The sequence below is a fragment of the Vibrio sp. CAU 1672 genome (genome assembly GCF_029223195.1).
Taxonomy (GTDB): Bacteria; Pseudomonadota; Gammaproteobacteria; order Enterobacterales; family Vibrionaceae; genus Vibrio.
Map to the genome: position 1 here is coordinate 137,643 of NZ_JARHUF010000005.1, position 21,350 is coordinate 158,992.

The 21,350-nt window shown below is 49.2% G+C and carries 17 protein-coding genes; 7 read left to right on the plus strand and 10 right to left on the minus strand.

Going from position 1 to position 21,350, the window contains the following annotated elements; all coding sequences use genetic code 11:
- Positions 1-9: 9 nt before the first annotated feature.
- The 3 genes from P2G85_RS07055 to P2G85_RS07065 form a co-directional block, all read right to left on the minus strand.
- Entirely contained in the window at positions 10-1,143 is a 1,134-nt protein-coding gene (locus tag P2G85_RS07055; RefSeq protein ID WP_275863397.1) for an exonuclease SbcCD subunit D, read from the minus strand.
- 219 nt (positions 1,144-1,362) lie between these two features.
- Entirely contained in the window at positions 1,363-2,343 is a 981-nt protein-coding gene (locus tag P2G85_RS07060; RefSeq protein WP_275863398.1) for a chemotaxis protein, read from the minus strand.
- A 243-nt stretch (positions 2,344-2,586) separates the two neighbouring features.
- Positions 2,587-3,921, minus strand: coding sequence for an MFS transporter (locus P2G85_RS07065; protein ID WP_275863399.1), 1,335 nt, complete (start codon positions 3,919-3,921; stop codon positions 2,587-2,589).
- A gap of 449 nt (positions 3,922-4,370) precedes the next feature.
- On the opposite strand from P2G85_RS07065, the gene P2G85_RS07070 reads away from it, so the two are divergent.
- Positions 4,371-5,597, plus strand: coding sequence for a M20/M25/M40 family metallo-hydrolase (locus tag P2G85_RS07070; RefSeq protein WP_275863400.1), 1,227 nt, complete (start codon positions 4,371-4,373; stop codon positions 5,595-5,597).
- A 320-nt stretch (positions 5,598-5,917) separates the two neighbouring features.
- Here the strand turns inward: P2G85_RS07070 and P2G85_RS07075 are convergent, their stop codons facing one another.
- Positions 5,918-6,805, minus strand: coding sequence for a DMT family transporter (locus P2G85_RS07075; protein WP_275863401.1), 888 nt, complete (start codon positions 6,803-6,805; stop codon positions 5,918-5,920).
- A 243-nt stretch (positions 6,806-7,048) separates the two neighbouring features.
- Between P2G85_RS07075 and modF the strand changes: the two genes are divergently transcribed.
- The 4 genes from modF (at position 7,049) to P2G85_RS07095 (ending at position 13,588) form a co-directional block, all read left to right on the plus strand.
- Positions 7,049-8,503, plus strand: a complete 1,455-nt coding sequence (modF, locus tag P2G85_RS07080) for a molybdate ABC transporter ATP-binding protein ModF (RefSeq protein ID WP_275863402.1) — start codon at positions 7,049-7,051, stop codon at positions 8,501-8,503.
- Positions 8,504-8,720: 217 nt separating this feature from the next.
- Positions 8,721-9,455, plus strand: coding sequence for an IclR family transcriptional regulator (locus P2G85_RS07085; RefSeq protein ID WP_275863403.1), 735 nt, complete (start codon positions 8,721-8,723; stop codon positions 9,453-9,455).
- 7 nt (positions 9,456-9,462) lie between these two features.
- Positions 9,463-10,302, plus strand: a complete 840-nt coding sequence (locus P2G85_RS07090) for an arginase family protein (RefSeq protein WP_275863404.1) — start codon at positions 9,463-9,465, stop codon at positions 10,300-10,302.
- Between the two features lie 286 nt (positions 10,303-10,588).
- Positions 10,589-13,588 carry a DUF6701 domain-containing protein gene (locus P2G85_RS07095; RefSeq protein WP_275863405.1) on the plus strand — a complete coding sequence of 1,000 codons (3,000 nt, stop codon included), beginning with the start codon at positions 10,589-10,591 and terminating at the stop codon, positions 13,586-13,588.
- A 37-nt stretch (positions 13,589-13,625) separates the two neighbouring features.
- Here P2G85_RS07095 and P2G85_RS07100 read toward each other — a convergent pair whose 3' ends face one another.
- The 4 genes from P2G85_RS07100 to pcp all read right to left on the minus strand — a co-directional run bounded on the left by P2G85_RS07100 (position 13,626) and on the right by pcp (position 17,221).
- Positions 13,626-14,918 (minus strand): DEAD/DEAH box helicase, encoded by a 1,293-nt coding sequence (locus P2G85_RS07100; RefSeq protein WP_275863406.1) that lies wholly within the window; start codon positions 14,916-14,918, stop codon positions 13,626-13,628.
- 134 nt (positions 14,919-15,052) lie between these two features.
- Positions 15,053-16,039, minus strand: a complete 987-nt coding sequence (locus P2G85_RS07105; RefSeq protein WP_275863407.1) for a GTP-binding protein — start codon at positions 16,037-16,039, stop codon at positions 15,053-15,055.
- 105 nt (positions 16,040-16,144) lie between these two features.
- Entirely contained in the window at positions 16,145-16,408 is a 264-nt protein-coding gene (locus P2G85_RS07110) for a hypothetical protein (RefSeq protein WP_275863408.1), read from the minus strand.
- 174 nt (positions 16,409-16,582) lie between these two features.
- The gene (gene pcp / locus P2G85_RS07115) at positions 16,583-17,221 is read right to left on the minus strand and encodes a pyroglutamyl-peptidase I (RefSeq protein ID WP_275863409.1); all 639 of its coding nucleotides are present in this window, start codon (positions 17,219-17,221) and stop codon (positions 16,583-16,585) included.
- Positions 17,222-17,384: 163 nt separating this feature from the next.
- On the opposite strand from pcp, the gene P2G85_RS07120 reads away from it, so the two are divergent.
- A complete protein-coding gene (locus tag P2G85_RS07120; RefSeq protein ID WP_275863410.1) occupies positions 17,385-17,633 on the plus strand; it encodes a hypothetical protein in 249 nt (82 codons plus the stop codon).
- 188 nt (positions 17,634-17,821) lie between these two features.
- Here the strand turns inward: P2G85_RS07120 and P2G85_RS07125 are convergent, their stop codons facing one another.
- Positions 17,822-18,835 carry a linear amide C-N hydrolase gene (locus P2G85_RS07125; protein WP_275863411.1) on the minus strand — a complete coding sequence of 338 codons (1,014 nt, stop codon included), beginning with the start codon at positions 18,833-18,835 and terminating at the stop codon, positions 17,822-17,824.
- 99 nt (positions 18,836-18,934) lie between these two features.
- A complete protein-coding gene (locus P2G85_RS07130) occupies positions 18,935-19,828 on the minus strand; it encodes a LysR family transcriptional regulator (protein WP_275863412.1) in 894 nt (297 codons plus the stop codon).
- A gap of 199 nt (positions 19,829-20,027) precedes the next feature.
- On the opposite strand from P2G85_RS07130, the gene guaD reads away from it, so the two are divergent.
- Entirely contained in the window at positions 20,028-21,347 is a 1,320-nt protein-coding gene (gene guaD, locus P2G85_RS07135) for a guanine deaminase (RefSeq protein WP_275863413.1), read from the plus strand.
- Positions 21,348-21,350: the final 3 nt, after the last annotated feature.

A 21,350-nucleotide genomic window follows, 5' to 3' on the forward strand; every position in this document is an offset into this window, starting at 1 on the left:
GCCCGCTCCTTATTGCTGAGATAACTGTTTGATGATCGCGCTGATGGCCTGATCCTGTTGCTCGGACAACTCACTATCCTGCGCTTCGAGGAAAAAGTCCCGGAACATATCCATTTCACTGCGCGCCAGTTTGGCCTGAGCCATCTCCTGCTCAACACCAATCAGCATGCCGGGCTTTTCCAGATGCAGAACATTCGGATACACCGAGCGCAACTTTTCCATCGGATTTAAAATCGCATGCTTGTCCATCAGGCGGACCAATAGGTAATCTTCATTTTTGGGATCGGTTTTACCCTGCTCAATGATCTGCTCCAGTTCGCCTTCAACAATACGCATCTCATGCGGCGCAATCAGCTCGACGTTCTCAGCGCTGACAAACCCGTCAGCATCGAGCTCAACTAAGGTGAAGCCCTTCTTATGGTGCTGCTCACCGAAACTGTATTTCATCAGTGAACCAGAATAACGAATGTACTCGGTACCCTTTTGCTGTGGCTGATGCAGATGCCCCAGCGCCACGTAATCAAAGTCAACAAAATGCTCATGGCTGACCCGGTCTGATCCGCCAATGGAAAGCGGCCGCTCTGACTCAGACTCAATCGCACCATCAACAAAACAGTGGCTGATCAGCACATTTTTATCGGCAGGCTGACACTGCTGACGAATTTTTTCCACCAACAATTGATGCGCTTCGTCGTGGGTGGCAACCTTAGCCTGAAAGGCAAAACGCACCACTTCAGGATCGCTGTACGGCATGCCGTACAAAGCCACATTGCCAGCGGATTTGCTCTTGATCACTACCGGCTCAAGCATGTCCGCAAAATTACTGATAATGTGCAGGCCAGACAGTTTCATTTGCTCTGAGCCAAAGCCCAGTCGCTCGGCCCCATCATGGTTACCCGGAATCACAATCATCGGCGTGTTCAGCTCACCACAGATTTGATTGACCACCTGATTGAGCAACTCAATCGCGACAGTCGGCGGTACCGAGCGATCATAAATGTCTCCGGCAATGACTACCGCATCAACCGGATGATTGCGGATGTACTCCACCATCTGTTCAAGCACCGCTTTCTGATCATCTATCAATGAGACGTTATGAAACTGACGGCCAAGGTGCCAGTCTGAGGTGTGGATAAACTTCATTCGAATTCACTTTCTACCAGTAACAGGTGAGCGATAGCCTGACGCTATCTTGTTATGCCTACTAGGATATCGCGACTGCTGCCGCTTTTCATGTGGTTTGTGAGCAGGATACAGAGAGGTGCAGTTAGAATCCGCACTTGAGATCCAGTGCGGATACAATATGGCTATATTACCGCCAGATCGGGCTAAAAAAACTCAGGATAATAAACTAATCCCGGTTTACGCCAGATTGAAGAGATACTTATCCATCATGTTCACCATCTTACCGATTTCAGGTTTAGTGATGGTGTCATTCGCGCCAAGTGACAACGCTTTGGTACGGTTATCTTCACTCATCAGCGACGAAAACATAACGATCGGCAGTTTCTGATAGGCCTCGGTGTCACGCAACCTCTTCACCAGGTGCATGCCATCCATACGCGGCATTTCAACGTCGGTAACGACAGCGTCCAGCAGTTCTTTGACCGGTAGCTGCTCTTTTTTCGCCACCTCAATCAGGTTCATCAGTTTCTCATAGGCTTCCCCGCCATCTTTACACGTAATGACGTTATAACCGGCAGAGGCTAACGTATCCTGGATCAGCGAGCGAATAAAGGCGGAATCATCCACCACCATGACCGTTTTGGCATTACGTTTGCCTACCATCCGCTGATTAAGATCCACCGCTTTATCGACGGTAACATCGTATTTCTCCATACTCAGCTCAGGGTTGATGTCGGCAATGATTTTTTCAAAATCGAGGATCATGATCAGGTTACCGTCTTTACGCACCACCGCGACCACACAATCTTGTTCGCCCGCTTCAAGAAACTGACTCGGTGATTCGACATCATTCCATGAGATACGGTGAATACGGCTGATACTGTCGATAAGAAAACCGTTGGTCATCTTATTGAAATCCGTCACGATAACGAATTTGCGCTCTAAATCTTTCCGGGTCGGTACACCCAGCCAACCGGCCAGATCCACCAATGGGGTCAATATTTCCCGGGATGAGAACACCCCGACCATGTGGGGCTGTGCATTTGGATAGTCAGTGGTTTCCGGTACACGAATGACCTCACGCACTTTCGCGACGTTAATACCGTAGTAACAGGTCTTGGTGCTGCCATCCGGCTGGGTCTTTTCTAGGTGAAACTCGATAATCTCAAGTTCGTTGGTGCCGCTTTCGGTTAATATTGTGCTGGTTGCGTTACTCATAAACCACTATTCCAAACTGCACATCAATATCGGTTTGATGCTTACTCAAACTGTGTATCTTGTGAGCAAAAATGCCAAGTATCCTTTTTAGACCTTGCGGAACCATTTGTAAATAAAGAAAAAGTTGCCAACCGCACACTTCTGGCTTAAATCGTGAAATATCGTCTTATTTTTGAACAATCGTTTGGCTAAGCGAAACACGGCGGGTTTAGCCGCCGTATTATGGCCGGTTAATAACCGGTTTTACGCCGCTGCACTCTGAGGCTCATCGACCGTGTTAGGTTCATCTTTATCTTCGACAAAATGGACCATCATGCCCGCCAGCATCATAGAACACCCGCCCAGGACAATCGCCATCATGGTATTGCCCGAGAACACAGCACTGGTAAAGAAACCCAGGATCCCTGCTGCCAGAATTTGTGGCAACACAATAAAGAAGTTAAACACGCCCATGTAGAAACCCATCTTTCTTGACGGCAATGCCCCGGCCAAAATGGCATAAGGCATACACAAGATACTTGCCCAGGCCAGACCAATCCCGATCATATTGACCATCAACATGGTCGGATCTTTGACCAATGAGAATGTCACCAGGCTGACACCACCAATGATCAGGCTTAATGCATGGACAAATTTACGACTGGTGCGCGTTGCCAGCCACGGCAGGGCAAAGGCGGCCAGGGCAGAAATACCGTTATAAACTGCGAAGCATACCCCGACCCAGTCCGCACCCTGGTTATACAACGCCGAGCTGGTATCAGTAGTACCATAAATTTGCGAGGTCACCGCCGAAGTGGTGTAAATCCACATTGCGAACAAAGCAAACCAAGAAAAAAACTGCACCACCGCCAGTTGCATCATGGTCTTAGGCATCTGTCTCAGATCAGCCAAAAGTTCCGCCAGGCTGGCTTTGCCATTCTCCTCTACGGCCTGGTTTTCAAATGCCGCCATTTGCTTGGGTGAATATTCTGAGGTCTTAAATACCGTCCACAAGATGGTGGTAATGAATACTGCAGCGCCACACAAAAATGAGATTTTAACCGTTGGCGGCACTTCCCCGATCGGTGCAGTATTAGCAACGCCGAACACATTACTCAACAGGTATGGCATCGCAGACGCGACCACCGAGCCGACACCGATAAAAAAGGTCTGCACCGCAAAGCCCTGGGTGCGCTGATCAGAAGGCAGTTTATCGGCCACTAAAGCACGAAACGGCTCCATTGAGATGTTAATGGACGCATCGAGCATCCACAGCATACCGGCAGCTACCCACAGATAAGGGGAATACGGCATGATGACTAAAGCCAGTGATGACAGGATCGCGCCAAGTAAGAAGTAAGGACGGCGGCGGCCCAGCATGCACCAGGTACGGTCAGAAAAATAGCCGACAATCGGCTGGATCAGTAAGCCGGTCAGCGGCGCGGCAATCCATAGTATGGGGATCTGATCAATGCTCGCCCCCAAGGTTTCAAATATCCGACTCACGTTCGCGTTCTGTAAGCCAAAACCGAACTGGATCCCCATAAAGCCGAAGCTCATATTCCAGATTTGCCAAAATGACAGACGAGGTTTTTCCATGATTCTCCATCCCCTCAAATGATTATGCGTTGTAATTTAATTGGAACTGTAATTATTGTTTTTGCTTTGTTATGTATAGGGATACCAGAGTCAGAAAGTGATGCCGTATAACATGCCCTATCCTCCTATTTGGTGGCCGGGATGCTATTTCAAATGCACCCACACATACTGTGAGCAGTTTCACATGATTTATTTAGAGGCTAGAAATATTATCTGACTGCTTAATTTTTAAGTCTCTGGCGTACCAAAAACCATCAGCTTATCTATTGCTTCCTCATTCCCGGAGCGAGATAAGTCACTGTGTATGATGCTTTGGGCTTGAGGCTGAACTTAACAATGTTTAAGGTTTATAACTTTCGTTTATGTTAAATTTACATATCAATCTGCTGGCATATAGAAAACCGGCAGTGAGAATGCGTTACACATTGATTGATAAGAAGAGCCAAATAATGAGTTTAGACAACAACACAGAACAGCAACACGCCTGGCAAACTACGATGCCACACGACCAATTTGAGTTTATGAAAAAGGTACTTGCCTCGCCTTCACCAATTGGTTTTGAAGCCGCAATGAGCTACGGCGTGATCAAACCTGAATTTGAATCTTTTATGCCTGCCGGTTGGGGGATTCATCAGTTTAAAGGCAATGCAGGTTTGGTGTTCGATTCTCATCCGGGCCGCGATGATCTGGTTAGCGTGATGATCGTTGGCCACGCTGACAAAATCCGTATGCAGGTACGTAAAATTGATGACGACGGCAAAGTGTGGATTAACACCGATTCTTTCTTGCCAACCACTCTGATTGGTCATGAAGTCAAAGTATTTTGTCAGCACCCGGATGAAACGGGTAAGTATAAAGTCATCGAAGGCTGCACCGTTGAAGCGCTGGGTGCGATTCACTTCTCCACTCCGGCTCAGCGCACCGGTGAGCAAGGGATTAAACCAGAATCGATTTATCTGGAGCTGCACACCCATGGTGATGATCGCAAAGCGCAGGTGGAAGCGCTAGGGCTGCGTGCGGGTGATCCGATCATTCTGGACCGCCCAATTAAGCGTGGTGTATCCCAAGATACATTTTACGGTGCTTACCTGGATAATGGCCTGGGTTGTTTCTCTGTCACCGAGATCGCACGTTTAGTCGCCGATGAGGGTCTGGATAATGTTCGTGTCCTGTATGCCATTGCCACCCATGAAGAGATTGGCCGGTTTGGCTCTACACAGTTAGTCGGTGAACTGAAGCCAGACGTATTAATTGCAACTGACGTAAACCATGACTACGAAGCGGCACCGGGTATTGGCGACCGTAAAATGACCCCGCTGAAGATGGGTGACGGCTTTACCATCGGCCGTGGCTCTGTCGTTTCAGAGTTTTTAGTTCAGTCTTTAGAAAAGGTCTGCCGTGAACAAGACATTCCTTACCAGTTGGACTTCTCTGGCCGCGATATGGGCACAGATGGTATGGCTGCGGCATTGGCCGGCGTCGACAGCGCGGCAATCACCATTGGTTACCCAATTCGTAACATGCATACCGCATCAGAATCAGCACACACGAGTGACCTGCTTGGTTCTATCCACGCGCTTGCCGGATTACTGCGCCAGTTTAATGCGCTGAATGATGGTAAAGGCATTACCCATGACGATCTGAAAAACAGCCATATCCGCCTGGATCACATCTAACTCACGGTTCATTCCAATTAGAAAAACCAGAGGCGCATTATAGCGCCTCTTATACTTGCCACTTCCTTTAGCATTGTGACGATTTGTGTTTCGATGTCGGGTGTTTTTCATCCGGTACCGATTTATTCTGGTAGGAAGAGAGCAAAGCTTACTGGAAAAGACTGGCAAAAAACGGCGTCGTTTCCGAACCAGTGCCCCCCGAGATGATGAGCCCGGACTACGGCTACAACAAAAAAAGACGTGATAATTTTGTTGTTTATATACCCAAGCAACCTCAAGGTGCCCTTGGTGGGACTTCTAACCTCTTGATACTTAGTCTCTCACGTATTTACCGCCAACCGTCTAAACAGTAAAGGAGCACCACGATATAGCAACAATGCCGACAAAATCATCAGGCAACCACTGAGTTTATGCATCGGCATCTGCTCTGAGTACCAAATCACGCTCAGCACGACCGTCCATACCGGCTCCAGGATCATGATAATTGCCGCATTGGCTGCCGTACTGTGCTTCTGTCCCGCGGTTTGCATCACATAACGCAAGCTAGTCGCAACCAACATGCTCAGAGAAAACCACATCCAGGTCGTATCACTTACAGCTTCCGGCCAAGTTTCTGTCAACAGTGAAGCCAATAGCCCCATGCAACCAATCATAAACAGCTGCAAACAGGTTAACAGCAATGTCGGGATCCGGCGGGCATATTTACCGTTGAAGTTAAAATGCACAGCCAACATCAGCGCTGCCGCAAGAAACCAAACCTGGCTTGACGATGCCTCCCAATCTACACCGCCCCCGAGCGAGAGCATAAGCAACCCGGCTAGCGCAACCGGCAGCGCCAGCCAGAACAATCGATTGGGTGACTGCTTAAACAGCAACCAGGCAATGAGCGGCACAAACAGCATCGAAAGGCTCATGATAAAAGCCCCTTCGCCCAGAGTATCACTAACCGAGATGGCATAAATCCATAACAACAGCGCCGAACCCAGTAGTGTTCCAACGCCCATCGCTTTGTAAATATCTGTTGACTCTATCTGGCGGAAATGACGATAGCAAAATGGCAATAAACAGGCTGAGGCCAGCACAAATCGCAGGCCAATAAACCCAAATGGCGGTAAACCCTGAATCGCCTCTTTAGAAAAAATCCATCCAGCGGCAGCAAGAATTGTTGTGAACACCAATATGATATCGGCGCGTCGTTCCTGAGTCATGAAACCCCTGAGAATAACTTGGTATGATAATTAGCCACAACGTAACTGAATCACCAGCCAGTGACAAGCAAAAGCCAAAAAACCGATCACTACGCCCGGTTAAAGCGCCGCTTTCAGCCAGATCACCGCACGTGATTTTGCTGAGGCATAAGCCACACTCGGAGATCAGAGAATTCCCAAGCTCGTGAATAACTTGGTATAACCATCCTATTAAGACAAAAAAACAGCAAAAGGAAGTGCAACGTGCCAATCACATTTAACCAGCTTGAAGCCCAGGGCAAGGCAACCAGATTAGAGATCAACCAATGGACGCTTGAAACAGGCCAGTCCTGGGGAATATTCAGCGCCGCCGGTGATATCGGCGCTCTGCTGGGCGACCTGCTTTGCGCAGAAATCACGCCTGAACAGGGCAGCATCGAGATTACTGGCCAAAGCGTGGCACAAGTGTCCCTCACCGAACAACAGCGCCTGCTGGATGTCGAACTGGCGAAAGACGACACAGACTTTCTCGATCGCATCGATCATGGCACCAGCGTATACACCCTGGTGTTTGAGTGCTGTCACAACGCCCGACTGACCGAACAACTGCTTGACGATCTGGATCTCACCCAACTGAAAAGCAGTGGCTTTCGCATGCTGTCTACCGGGGAAACCCGGCGTGTGATGTTAGCCCGGGCACTGGCACAGCAGCCGGATTTGCTGGTACTCGACAATCCCTTTTCAGGTTTAGACATTCAGCATCGACAATCTCTGGCGGATTTTCTTGAACGCCTCGCCACGACTACACCGATGCTGATCACCTTTTCACGTGAGGAGGACATGCCAGAGTGGATTGAACACATCGCCTTGTTTGACCACGGCCGCCTCGACGCCACGATGAACCAGACGCAGTGGCAGCAACACCCAGTTATCGCGCAGATTAAGGCCCAGTCTCAACAGCAAAGCCAACAAATGATCGCCCTTATCCGTCGCCATCAGCACTCATCATCCCTGAATAACCCAATTTTTGAACTGAGTAACGGTGAGGTTGCATATCTGGAGAAAACCATCTTTTCAGGCTTAAACTGGCGAATTGAGAAGGACCAACACTGGCAGGTAAAAGGCCCCAATGGCTGCGGAAAAAGTACTTTGCTCGGGCTGATTTTTGGTGATCATCCTCAGTGTTACAGCAACGATATCAAAATATTTGGCCGCCAGCGTGGCTCAGGTGAGAGCATTTGGGAAATCAAACAGAATATTGGTATGGTCTCTTCCGCGATCCATCTTCAGTACCGGGTCAACTGCCGTGCACTTGAGGTGATCCTGTCTGGGTTTTATGACTCGATAGGCCTGTATCAACAACCTTCGCGCAAGGAAATTGACCTGGCGCGCGAATGGCTGGAGATTCTGCACATGAGTCAATACGCGAATACCCCTTTCAAGCAACTTGAGTATGGCCAGCAACGCCTGCTGCTCATCGCGCGGGCGATCGTCAAACAGCCTGCCTTGCTTATTTTGGATGAGCCGTATCAGGGACTGGATTATCTGGGCCGAAGGCTGGTAAAAAACACCCTGGAACTGATCGCGCGGGAAAATTTAAGCCAGTTACTGTATGTCTCCCATTATCAGGAAGACAGCCTGGACAGCATCCACCACTACCTCCAGTTCGTTTATGATGAAGCGGCCCAATGTTACCGTGGCGTGATCGACGAGTTCTGAACACATGCTGTAGCCACGCCAAATTTAGATTAACTTAGCCAGTTTGTAGTACCCAGTGACAGTGACGCTCACGCTCAGAGTTCACTGTCACGCCCCTCCGATTTATTATCTCAGCAAATTCTCAATATATAAGAATATGCATTGGCAATATCCTTATGTTTCTCGTCAAATAAGAATTATAGTTGTTGCATAACAAAGACTAGGTTACAACATCCACATGACGACAAATAAAAGCAATCCGAACCCAATAAACGAGAAGGCCCTGCAACTACTGATGCAGGTGGCCGTCAGCCCATTTCCGGTAACGGCCAAACAGCTGAGTGAACAGTTGGATATACCGTTAAGTAGCCTTTACCGCCACTTAAAACTGCTTCGGGAATGGGGCCTGATTGAAGAAAGCATTTATGACAAAGCGTATGTGATCGGGCCTGCTGCACTAATGCTGATGCGCAGCTACGATACCGCGCAGCATGGCCTGGATATGGTCGAGAACATTCTTGCCCGCTTAGTCCAGCAGACCGGTGAAATGGCGGCTTATATGGTGCCGTCCGGCTACCGGGCGCTGTGTGTCAGACAGAAAGAAAGTATGCAGGCGCTCCGATGCAGCTACGTCCAGGGTCAAAGTCAACCACTGCTTCGGGGGGCCTCATCCAAAGTGATGCTGGCATTTATGCCTCAGGCGCGTTGCGAAAAGATATTGCGCCACTTTGGTGAAGGACATCTTCTCAGCGATTGGCAAAGTGAGCTTGATGTCATCAGGAAAAATGGATACGCCATCAGTACATCAGAAATAGATCCTGGTGTATCTGGTATCAGCGCCCCGGTGATGAAAGGCACCAAACTGGTCGGCGCACTCTCGGTGATGGCCCCGGCGCACCGGGTAGAAAAAGATAAACAGCGTATCGTATTACATGTATTACAGGCAGCGCGTGCCCTGCCACCAGAGAGGTAAGAACCGTATGTTCAGCTTTTTCAAACGCTACCGATGCCATCCGGCCAAAAACAGTAGCCAACCTCGCTCTTTTACCTTTATGACCGTGAGTGAATACTGTCCGCCCATGACGCAGGCAAGTTTTGAATCTGCTGACTTCAGTTTGTCCTGTGCAGGCGACTGGCTAAACCAACGCCAAGGCAAGGCCGGAGCAACTCACTCTGATCATTTCAGCGGCACCGCTGTGCAAGTGACACCATTCCAGCGTGCGTTATCTGATTCACGTAACCAACATGCCATTCCGGTGGTGATTTCGAACTGCACCGAAACGATGCTGTCGATATTACCGGCCATCGCGGATACTGATGCTGAGGTCGGTATCATCCATATCGGACATCAGCTGCATTTAGATCAAACCCTTGAACCAAAGCTGGGTTCGGCGTTTCACTTTGCCTTGTGCCGCTACCCTAATGTACGCCTGTTTTTTGCCGGGGTGTGTATTGAAGAGAGTACGCTCGCCAGCCTGGACTATGCCGAAGACCAGGGATGCGACTGGATAACCGAACACGAGTACACTTTCCGTAACCGTCATTCTGTTAAGCAGCAGATCTCCCATTATCTGAGCCATTGTGATCAAGCGGTAATTAGCATTGATCTGCGGGCCCTTTTTACCAAAAGCGGTTTGGAAGAGAACCATGCACTCGACATTCGCATGGTACTGAGAACACTGCGTAATTGCCTGATGAGCGGCAAAGTCACAGCGATCAACCTCGTGGGGGACAAAGAGTACCTGATTTACTCCAAGCACACTAAATCCATTTTGGAAGAAATCCATCTTCAGGCCGAGCAGGTCACCCACGCCGCCTAACCTCGCCTGGTGTTAAAACGCCGTCTGTCAGCCACGGCGTTTTTCCTTAAATCACGCCTGTTCATTCATTTTGACACCAAATTACATAGTAATATCGACACATATCACCTGCCTACCTTGAATAGCAACCCACTATCCGGTCTAATAGGCCCGTCACCGGTTATTTCTTACTGTTATAAAAGAAAAACCGGTAGCAGTACGGCCATAAAATACAAGCAAACTCGCCGCACTATTGATTTTTTACTTCGCTGACTGCCATTGAGTTCCATCTGTTTTAGGACACTTAATGATGCGCAGAAAACACCTATTTTGGATGTTAGCTTTTTTACCGCTGATGTCTGCGGCAACCACTTATGATGTTGCTGATCTTCCCTCACTCAACCAGATATGCAGCAACGCCAGTTTTGTGGTTCAGGACAACGGGAAAACATACTCATGCCCTACCGAAATAATACTGCCTGCAGGTGATACGATCATTTCCAGCCTGGCGGAGCCAAACGTGATCTTGCAAGCACATGCCGGGATCACGCTGCAGGGAAACAATCGTGTTGGTTCAGCAACTAAGCGTATTTCACTTAACTCTCTGGCTATCAGGTTATCCATCGAGAACAGCACCGCTAAAGCGCGTGAATATCAGGATCACCATTCGGTCATCTATGGCGATCTGACTTCTTCCTATCCGATGTCGCTCAGCAATGTCCTTATAAACGGCGACATCAATCTGCTTGGTGCGACACTCACCACCAACGGTCAGTACAACAGCATCACCGGTAACATCACCACTCTTGGTAAAACCACACTCAACAACACCAATGTCTGCGGTAATATCAGCGCCGAAGGTGGCCGGTTTGAAATCAAAACCCAAAACCCCTTAACTGCTCACTTTGTCGTTGGTGATATTACTTCACTGCATTCTTTGGATATTCAGGATATTTCGGTGTTCGGTACTGCCACCTCTCAGGGCCAAACCGGGCGTCTCTCCGGAGAGTTTTACGCGCCAGAGATGGCTGTCAACACTTTTTATCCGCTGAAGATGCAATCAGAGTCCGTTGTCTGTGGTGATATCAAGACGCATGGCAACAAACCCGACAACATCAGTTTTTACTGCGGCTTAGACCAGAGCAGTTGTGATTATGCCAGCCAGCACTGCCCGGTGGCCAGTAGCGAAACACCAGTCTGCACCATGACGCCTCCGGGCAAAGAAGATGACCTTGCCCTGGTCTTGTCACCCGAAGACGACATGACCTTAATGTGCGGCGATAAACACCCGACGTTTAGCGCCACTACAACCAACCAGGGCAATCCGGTAAGCACTACAGTCAATGCAACCCTGTCACATCCATCACTATTCGAAATAGACATGCTAAGCGGCAAACAGCAAATCAGCCCGCTGCGTTTTATCTCTGGTGAAAACGGCGAATTAATACTCAGTATTCGGCCCCTAGACATCACCGCAATTTCATTAGAACAGCGTTACACCCTGACCTTGACCCTGGCGCGCGACAGCAGCAAAACCCAGACCGTCGAGTTCATGTTCACGCCCTATCAGTTTGAAGCCTATTCACCAAACTCAGGCGAAGCGATCAATGACATTGCGGTCATTGCCGGAAAAAGTGAACCCGTCCACGTCCGGCTGCTAGCCTGTGCTGACGAGCACCAGCCTGTCGTCGCCACCAGTTATTCAGGCCAACCCGATACTAACCACACCCTGTTGCAACCCCAGGATGGTCACGGCGGCGGGTTCTCCTATCTACCGAAATTCCGCAGTGGGGTTTCTCAAACGCCCCTGCTGACCCATGAAAGTGGCCGTTTTCAGGTTAAACTCTCCGACAGCTTTGACTGCAGCTCTTTCCTAGCATGCCCTGACTCTGGTGTCGCGCAAGTCTTCGGCTATTTCGGTGTCAGATCTCGGCCATGGACTCTGGCGATCTGTGAACACGAGACGCCGCTCAATAATGGTAGCTCGGAAAGTGGCGGTGGTTTTATTGCCGCTGGCGAGCTGTTCTCAGTGGCAGTTAAACCGATCGTCTGGCAATCAGAGGGAAACATAACCGGGCCAGTTGATATCCAGGCTTCTCACTGCCAGGCAAAGGTCACACGCAACTTCATGTTGAGTGATGCCCCGGCGGCCAGTGTTCACCTGACCAGCCGCCAGCATACCCCAAGCCAGAATGCAGCCATGCAAACCAAACTGTTGCAAAGCCATTTGTCTTTGCAACAAGTGAATACGGCCAGCCAGGGCAATGACTATCTTTTCGAACAGTTGTACTGGCGGGAAGTGGGCAGTCTAACACTGGAAGCTCAACTGGCCGGCCCTTATCTGGGCATGCCGGTCAATCAGGGCGAACGGGCCGTCGGCCGCTTTTACCCCAAATACTTCGAGGTGCGGGATCAAGAATGGCTCTACCCCTCCGGGCAGAACTTTGCTTACATGAATCAGCCATTTGAGCAGGTCAGTTATGAGGTGGCGGCGCTGAACGCCAATCAAGAGGATCTTGAAAACTATGCGTATTTTTCACCAAGCCTACACCAGCATTTTGACCTGGGAGAACTGGGTGACTACATGGATCGCTTTATTCCACCAACGGCGCAGCTGCAAGAGTGGAAACACGTTGATAAAGCTAGTATCGGCTCGTTTGTGATCAAAAACAGTACCGGCACAACAACCTGTGCCAACAGTGCCTGCTGGATAAAAGACGCTACCAGCGCAAACTACCCCGATGGCCCGTTTAACACTCCGGGGCCGTCACAGCCAAGCCAGATCGGCCTGATTTTTACCACTCCGGTTGATCCCGTCGCGTTCTTTGATGACAGCCAGCTGCTGGCTGAGCAGCCGGACATACGCTTTGGCCGCCTGCGGTTCTCAGATGTCGGCGGTGCGCAAGGCAAGCAAGTCCGCGTACCACTCAGCGTTGAAATCTGGCAGAACAACCGCTTCCGCACCAATGTTGATGACAACACCACTACCGCCGATGGCAGTTACTACATCCAGACGCCAATCTGGTCTGCCGCTTCAGCCAATAATGCTTACCTGAGTGGTCAAGCATCCCTGACAGCCGGTCACAGCCAAGAAATTACCGCGAAACAGATTGATGCCGCCAGAGAACAAATCCGCTTCTGGTTAGATTTGGGCCAAACGGCCAACAACCTGCCCTGGCTGAAATACAACTGGGATACCAGCACTGCGGAGGAAGACAATCCGCCTGCCGTGGTGACATTCGGCATTCATCGCGGTAACGATCGGATTATCTATCGTGGCGAGCCAAACTTAGTCGGAATGAACTGATAAAAAAAACCACCACGTGATGTGGTGGTTTTGCAATTTACTTGCTTACGCGACGTGCCTTAAGGCGTTTTACCATCGCCAGACGTCGCTCTGCCGCACCTTGGTCTGAAGCAGATTGGTTCGGGTTATTACGGCGCCCCTGACGATTCTTATACGCAGGCTTAGAATGCAGCTTATCAATATAAGCATCACGTGCTTTTGGCTCGTAACCTGCCAGTTCAATCCGGCGGATACGCTGCTGGATCAGGTTTTCAACCTGAACCACCGTCAGCTCTTCTTCACGGTTAACAAATGACACTGCGTGCCCTTGCTTACCGGCGCGGCCGGTACGGCCAATACGGTGCACGTAATCTTCAGCCAAAAACGGCATGTCGTAGTTGACTACGTGTGGTAAATCTTCAATATCCAGTCCGCGAGCCGCAACATCGGTGGCGACCATCACGCGTGCCTTGCCCGACTTAAACTCTTCCAAAGCCCGGCGTCGGGCACTTTGCGCTTTATCACCGTGACAAACTACCGCTTTGATCCCGTCCAGCTTGAGCTCACGCACCACTTCGTTGGCGGTTTCTTTGTAGTTGACAAACACCAGGACCTGTTGCCAGTTCTTACGCCCGACCAACTCAGAAAGCAGCTCGGTTTTGCGCTCCTGATCAACCGGATAAAGCACATGGGCTACGGTGTGTGCGGCGGTATTAGCGCGCTCAACTTCGATACGTTTCGGTTTACGCAAAATGTCATTTGCCAACAGGTTCAACTGGCTCGAGGTTGTCGCAGAGAACATCATGATCTGGGGATCGGTTTCCACTTCCATCATGATTTTGCGCACCGGCTGAATAAAACCCATGTCTAAGATTCGGTCTGCTTCATCGAACACCAAAAACTCTAATCTGGCGATAGAGGCATTTCCCTGCTCAATGTGCTCTTCAAGGCGGCCCGGGGTCGCAACCAGAATATCCACGCCATTTTCCAGTGCCGAAATTTGCGACGACATCTTACGCCCGCCAAATACCGCAGTTACCGTCAGATCGGTATACTTGGTATAAGCCTTAATGTTGTCAGCAATTTGCTCGACCAACTCACGTGTCGGAGCCAGAATCAGTGCACGCGCGGTTTTACGTGAAGCGCTGCGGCCAGAGTCTAAAAGCTGCTGGATCAACGGCAGAGAAAACGCCGCGGTTTTACCGGTACCGGTTTGCGCCGTTGCGAAAATATCATGACCTTTGCGAGCCATTGGAATCGCTTTTTGTTGAATCGGCGTTAACTTTTCATAACCACATTCTGCCAGTGCTTTTACCACTTCTGGCGCGAAACCTTGAGATGAAAATGACATTGAGCGTATTCCTTAAAGAGATCACATAAGTTGCATTAAAAATGTTAGCCGTGAACTATAACTGAAATGGAGTGATTTATCTCACTTTTTTATGCATAAACGGTGAAATACCCCGCCACAACCAACCGTTCTGGTTATCGTGCAAGCCCACATAACGTCAACAAGATCAGCTCCAACTGATCCCAGGGCATCAACTGAGAGTCAATCACTTCCAGACGGGACTCAAACCCTTCAAGGCTCATTTTATTCACTGAAACAACACCGTTTGCAACATTGAAGGCAAAACAGCCTTGATCGGTGTTCACCACCGCTTTTACCCGCTCTGCCGTTAAATCTGACAGCATAGAAAATAGTTGGTCGAAATTAAAAGTGAGTTCCGCTCCGAACAACCAGCCGCAGCTGTAGTACCCCTGCCCCTTATTCTCTTTACGAATAAACGCCTCGCCCGGCGGCAACTGGAACTGCGGTTCTTGCTGGGCGTGCTCATGATGGTGAGAGGCAATATGTGCCGAAGCGCCACCGTGGACACGCTCAATATCCAGCACCTCAACCGGCAGATCACCATCGTGGATCAGTTTACTGAAGACTTTAGCCGGAACCTGATCGGTAACCCATCCGTTAAACACATCAATATCATGGCTGCTACACAAGTCCACTTTGCTGCCAATCACCACATCGGCACTGTCGAGCTGATCAATGAAGTTTTGGTTTGACAGGTATTTGTCATCACTTAAATGACGCGGATCGACCAATGCAATAGTCGCCTTCAGGTCAACGTACGGTGCATACTGCTCAGAGGTGAGTGTGGCAATGACCTGCTTGGGATGACCAAGCCCGGTCGGCTCAATCAACAAACGATCAGGCTTTTGACGCAATAACGCGGTGATCCCCACCGACATCGGCACCCCGGCGGTACAGCACATGCAGCCTCCCGGCACTTCTTTGATCAGCGCGCCTTGATCAGTCATCAACGCGCCATCAATACCAATTTCACCGAATTCATTAACCAGAACCGCCCAGTTCTCATCTTCAGGCTTGTTCTTAAGCAGATTAAGGATAGTTGTGGTTTTACCCACGCCAAGAAATCCGGTCAGGATATTGGTAGGGACTCGATTAGGCATGCATTTCTCCGCCATTGGTGCTGAAATTTTCCTAAAGTATACGAAGTAACATGCCTGTACTCCAGTGGTTTCAATACCATGCAGGTATAAATACCACCGGTTGAATTACGGTTTTCTATCGCGAGTATTCAGGCCACGTTTGAGTGCCAGCGCTTTGCTATGCGGTGAGCCCTGATAAAAATCAAACACACTTGAGTTAGGGGCACCAGACAAGTGCAAGCAGGTATAAATGATACAGACAAAAAAAGCGATGATCGCAATCAGGATCGGGAGTAAGCCTAAGCTGTTTTCAAATTTGAGTGCTGCAATTGCCAACGCAAACACCATCGCAGAGGCAATAGCAATGTTTCTACTGTTCGAGTGTTTCATAACTATTCACCCTTCTGAACTAAAATACAACAATTCAGAGTCAAAGTATTGAATTTATAAAGAAAACACTATAATGCTAGCCCCTTTTCAGCGCACAGAGTTTGAACACGCCAGCAAATCAGAAAACCGCTGCAGCGAATTCAGGTAAGTTTCAACGGCACATCACAATTTAGCTCAACATACCTGACCCGCACTAATCATGACATCCTGCTCATGCTCAATCGTTGCTTGCGCAAGCAAGCGCAGGCCTTCGACTATCGTCTCTAACGCCATGGTTGGCTGGCTACCATTGGTATTCTGACCCGGCAACAACGGGATATGCACAAATCCGTGCCTGATGTTTGTTTCGCGCAGAAAATGCTGGATAGCATAGAACAGATGGTTACAGACAAACGTACCGGCGGTGTTCGACACCTGGCAAGGGATACCATGTTGTTGCAGTGTTTGGCTAATCGCTTTGATCGGCAGAGAGCTAAAATAGGCTGCCGGGCCTCCATCAATAACAGGTTCATCTACCGGTTGGTTACCCGCGTTATCAGCAATGCGGAAATCATCAAGATTAATCGCGACACGCTCCGGAGTGATCGCAGCGCGGCCCGCCGCCTGGCCCACAGTGATCACCACATCGGGCTTATACTGCTTTATCGCCCCTATCACTGTTTGCACCGACTCATAACGCACCACCGGAACACTGCATGTAACAATTTCACCACCATCTAACCGGGCTACAGAGAGTCGCTGTATCGCTTCGAGTGCCGGGTTAATAAGAGCACCGGCAAAGGGTTCAAAACCAGTGATCAGTATTTTTTTCATAACATTCTTGGATTCGGATACCATGGTTATATCTTATCGATCATTGGCTTAGAACAACACTCTTTCCCAAATAGAATTTTATTCCGACAAGCCTTGGTTTATCCCGGGTTCTTGGGTAGAGTACGCCCCTATGATGTAATCGCACTTCACGAGAAGAAATACGATGAATATTGAAAATGAAGTCATTGAGAGTTTAGAAGAGCTGGAATCTTTTCTGCTGATGGTAGAGAGCGGCGCACTTGGCTTAAACGGCGTTGCAGGGGTGGCCTTAGCGACCACCAATACGGACGGCCGCCCGTTTGTTGCAGTTCTGGGTGAGCAGCATCAGCTGCTGCTGGGCCGCTGGGTTTCGCAATATGTTTACGAGCATGGTAAAGAGATGGTACGAAACGGCCCTCAGCGTAAACACTAGCAAAATCAAATAAAAAGCTCGCAGATAAATGCGAGCTTTTTTATAACAGTTTGTGTTTATCGGCAAATCACAAGAAAGGCTTTGTCCCCTTCTACTCTGGATTAGACAATCGGGTTAACAGTCCCTCGCGCAATCTACACCACTGGAACTACGTTACTAACCAGTCTTGTTTCTTCAGCGAAGCCACATTAATTAGTACTGAACTCCAGCTGTCCCATCGAAGAAGTATTCAACGGAGCACGGAAAGATTTACCCATCAACTCATACACGTTATAACGAACGGTGTTCCAGTTTTCGCCAAAGTTATACTCAAAGACACTGTCACCCGTTTCCAGGCTTTGTGACAACGTCCATTCCGTGGCGTATCCTGTCATGCCCTGACCAAAGTCCATATATGGTGCATCAGCCGGTACACGATACGCGACGGTTGAAAGTTTCATCATACCATTTTGTGCACTGCTGGGTTCGTCGAGCCAGTTAAGGAAGTAGCTTGCATGGACAAAGCGGCTGCGTGATGCACTGTTACCGTTTGAACCAAAGGCAAGGTTTCGGTCAGCAACTTCCCACGATGGCTTGATTTCTTTTAGATTGTCGATGTGCTCTTGCATTGACGGATCGTTGGTCATAACAGCCGCTTCTTCACCGCGGTAGATCTTCAGACCATCCGGATCCATTTCAATCACCGCACGATCACCACTTTTATCCGTAATTGACCAGTGCAAAGTAATATCAACCGGCATCGCCTCAAGTTGCATCGCCGCATAATCCAGTGATGGTAATGCAGTGACAACCTCTTCAACTGATGCATAATTGGTCAGGATATATTCACCGAGTGTGAACTGAGAAATTTGCTCCGGGCTGGATACCGCTTCCATGGTCATGGGACGGTAAAACAGCGTGTTAACCTGTAGGCCTTCACTGTTTACGCCATCATGAACCAAATCCAGCTCACCATAGGCAAGGATCGCAACAACATCATATTTTACTGTGTATTGAGTGCCGACACCCGGGCCTTGGATATAACGTTTCTCACCTTTAACAATGCCACCCAGTTTTGGGTTAGTTGACTCCATCCAATCGTTAGTGCGGGTTGTGATAGTGCCGTGGCTTTCGGTGTTCCATGCAATAGAGGTACAGGCATGCGCCGCGCCAGCAGTCATTCCGGCCATCATAATGCTAAGGGCAAGGGCTTTTAATTTCATCGTATTTCCTGATTCGTTGTTATTGGATATGTGACGTATCTTAGTCACCCAGAACATTCCAACCAACTCAGGACATGAGGACCAAACCCTCACATAGCATCATATAGCCTCATATTGAGGAGAGTACTGCTTAATTAACTCGATAATGTATGAAGCAACTGGCCCCATTGAGGTTGACGTCTGCCAAAGCACAACCGGAAACCGCAGCGCCGTACCAAGCTCTTTGAGGGGAATTTCTTCCAGCTGTTTGCACTCCAGCGCCGGTTCAACGCTATGCGATGGCAAAATGGCCCAGCCCTCTCCCGCTTTTAATAGCTGAAGCAGCAAATGCAAACTATCAAATTTCTGGATGTAATTTGAGGTACAGACCGAGCGTGAGATCCCAGAATGATAATAGTCATTCAGCACTAACTGAGGTAACTGCTGCAATGCCGCCAGACCTGCGGGTTTTTCTTTTTGCATAAAAGCGGGACTAGCGCAAAGAGAAAAAGGCAAACTCAACAAATAGGTGAAATCTATCGAACTGACGGCATCGCCATTGGGACACACCACCAGCGCCAGATCAGCCTGGTTGTCTTGCAACGCGGCTAATATCTCTGCATTACCACCTTTCAGCCAATGAACCCTGACCTGACTGTAGCGCTTGCGCAGCTGCTCCATTATTGTGACGATGAGTTGTGCTGGGATCTGCTCGGAGTAATAAACGATCAACTCAGTTTCAATGCCTTTCTCCTGATACAGACATAGCTGTTCAAACGCGCTGCTTGCGGCAGATAACGCCTTAGCTTGCTGGTACAAGGATTTGCCTTCAGAGGTCAAGATCGGGTACCGGCCACTGCGGTCAAACAAGGGCATGTTTATCTCAATCTCCAGGTTGGTGATCACCTGGCCAAGAGTGGTGCGATGTTTGCCCAGTTGTTTGGCGGCCGCACTGAAGGAACCCGAATCGGCAACCGCAACAAACGCCTGAATCTGCTCGTAACTAATTCTCATACCATTAGGATAATCGTGTGATGTGAGGAGATGATAAACAGGCTACTCGTTACTGTCCAGCTGAGTAAACCGCAGAACTAACATCAATACTCAGCTTCCTGTCAAAACCCGGACCACCTTCTGCGATATTGCCGTCAAACAGACTAAAGTTGGATTATATTTATTAAAGTGGTGGCTTATTCCTGCATTGGAGTGATTTATGAGATCGTCAGCATCCCGCGTTATTCGTGCAAGCTTTCTCCACTTTTTAACGGATCCCAGCAAAATCGATCCCGTATCGGCATGTTATGAGTATTTTGACGATGGCTTGCTGATTATCGAAAACGGCCTGTTCACAACCCTCAAAACGTATACTGACGATGCCGCTAAGGAGTACCAACACATTGATGACTTGCGCGGAAAACTGATCATGCCGGGCTTTATAGATAGCCACATTCATTACCCGCAAACCCAAATGATCGCGGCCTACGGCGAACAACTGCTGGAATGGCTTGAGACCTATACCTTCCCGACTGAGCAACAATTCAAAGACAAACAACACGCCGAAACCATCGCGACCTTCTTCATCAACGAACTGCTCAAAAATGGCACCACCAGCGCAATGGTGTTTTGTACTGTGCATCCGGAATCCGTCGATGCGTTATTTGCACAAGCCGCAGAAAAGAACATGCGTCTTATCGCCGGTAAAGTGATGATGGACAGAAATGCCCCGGAATACTTGCTTGATAGCGCCGACTCCAGCTATAGCGATACCAAGGAGCTCATTGACAAGTGGCACAACCAGGGCAGGCTGCACTATGCCATTACCCCGCGTTTTGCGCCCACGTCTACCCCCGAGCAGTTAGCCATGGCAGGTAAATTAAAAGCAGAATACCCTGATGTTTATGTCCATACTCACCTGTCAGAACACAAAAATGAAGTCGAATGGGTGCAATCGCTGTTTCCCGAGCGGAAAAACTACTTCGATGTTTATCATCATTATGGTCTTACTGGCGACAGATCGATCTTTGCCCATGCCATCCATCTGACCGAACACGAATGGCAGGTGATCACCCAGACTAACTCGGTGATTGCATTTTGCCCGACGTCGAATCTCTTCCTTGGCAGCGGCCTGTTTGATGTTGAAAAGTCCCAACAGCACAATATCCGGGTGGGATTAGGTACCGACGTTGGTGCAGGCACCAGTTTTTCCCTGCTGCAAACCTTGAATGAAGCCTATAAAGTTGCTCAGTTACAAGGCGAAAAACTGTCGGCCTTTCAAGGCCTCTATCTGGCAACCCTTGGGGGGGCCGCCGCACTGAGCATTGACGACAAAGTGGGTAACTTTGCCCCGGGTAAGGAGGCCGATTTTGTTGTCTTGAACTGGTTAGCGACCGATCTGCAAAAACTGCATGCCCAATACTCCACCAGTCTTGAAGATCGACTGTTTGCCCTGATGATCCTCGGAGACGATCGCAATATCGATTCTACCTACGTTGCCGGTCAGCTTGTCTATACCAACAAAGCGGCAAAATCCTAATGG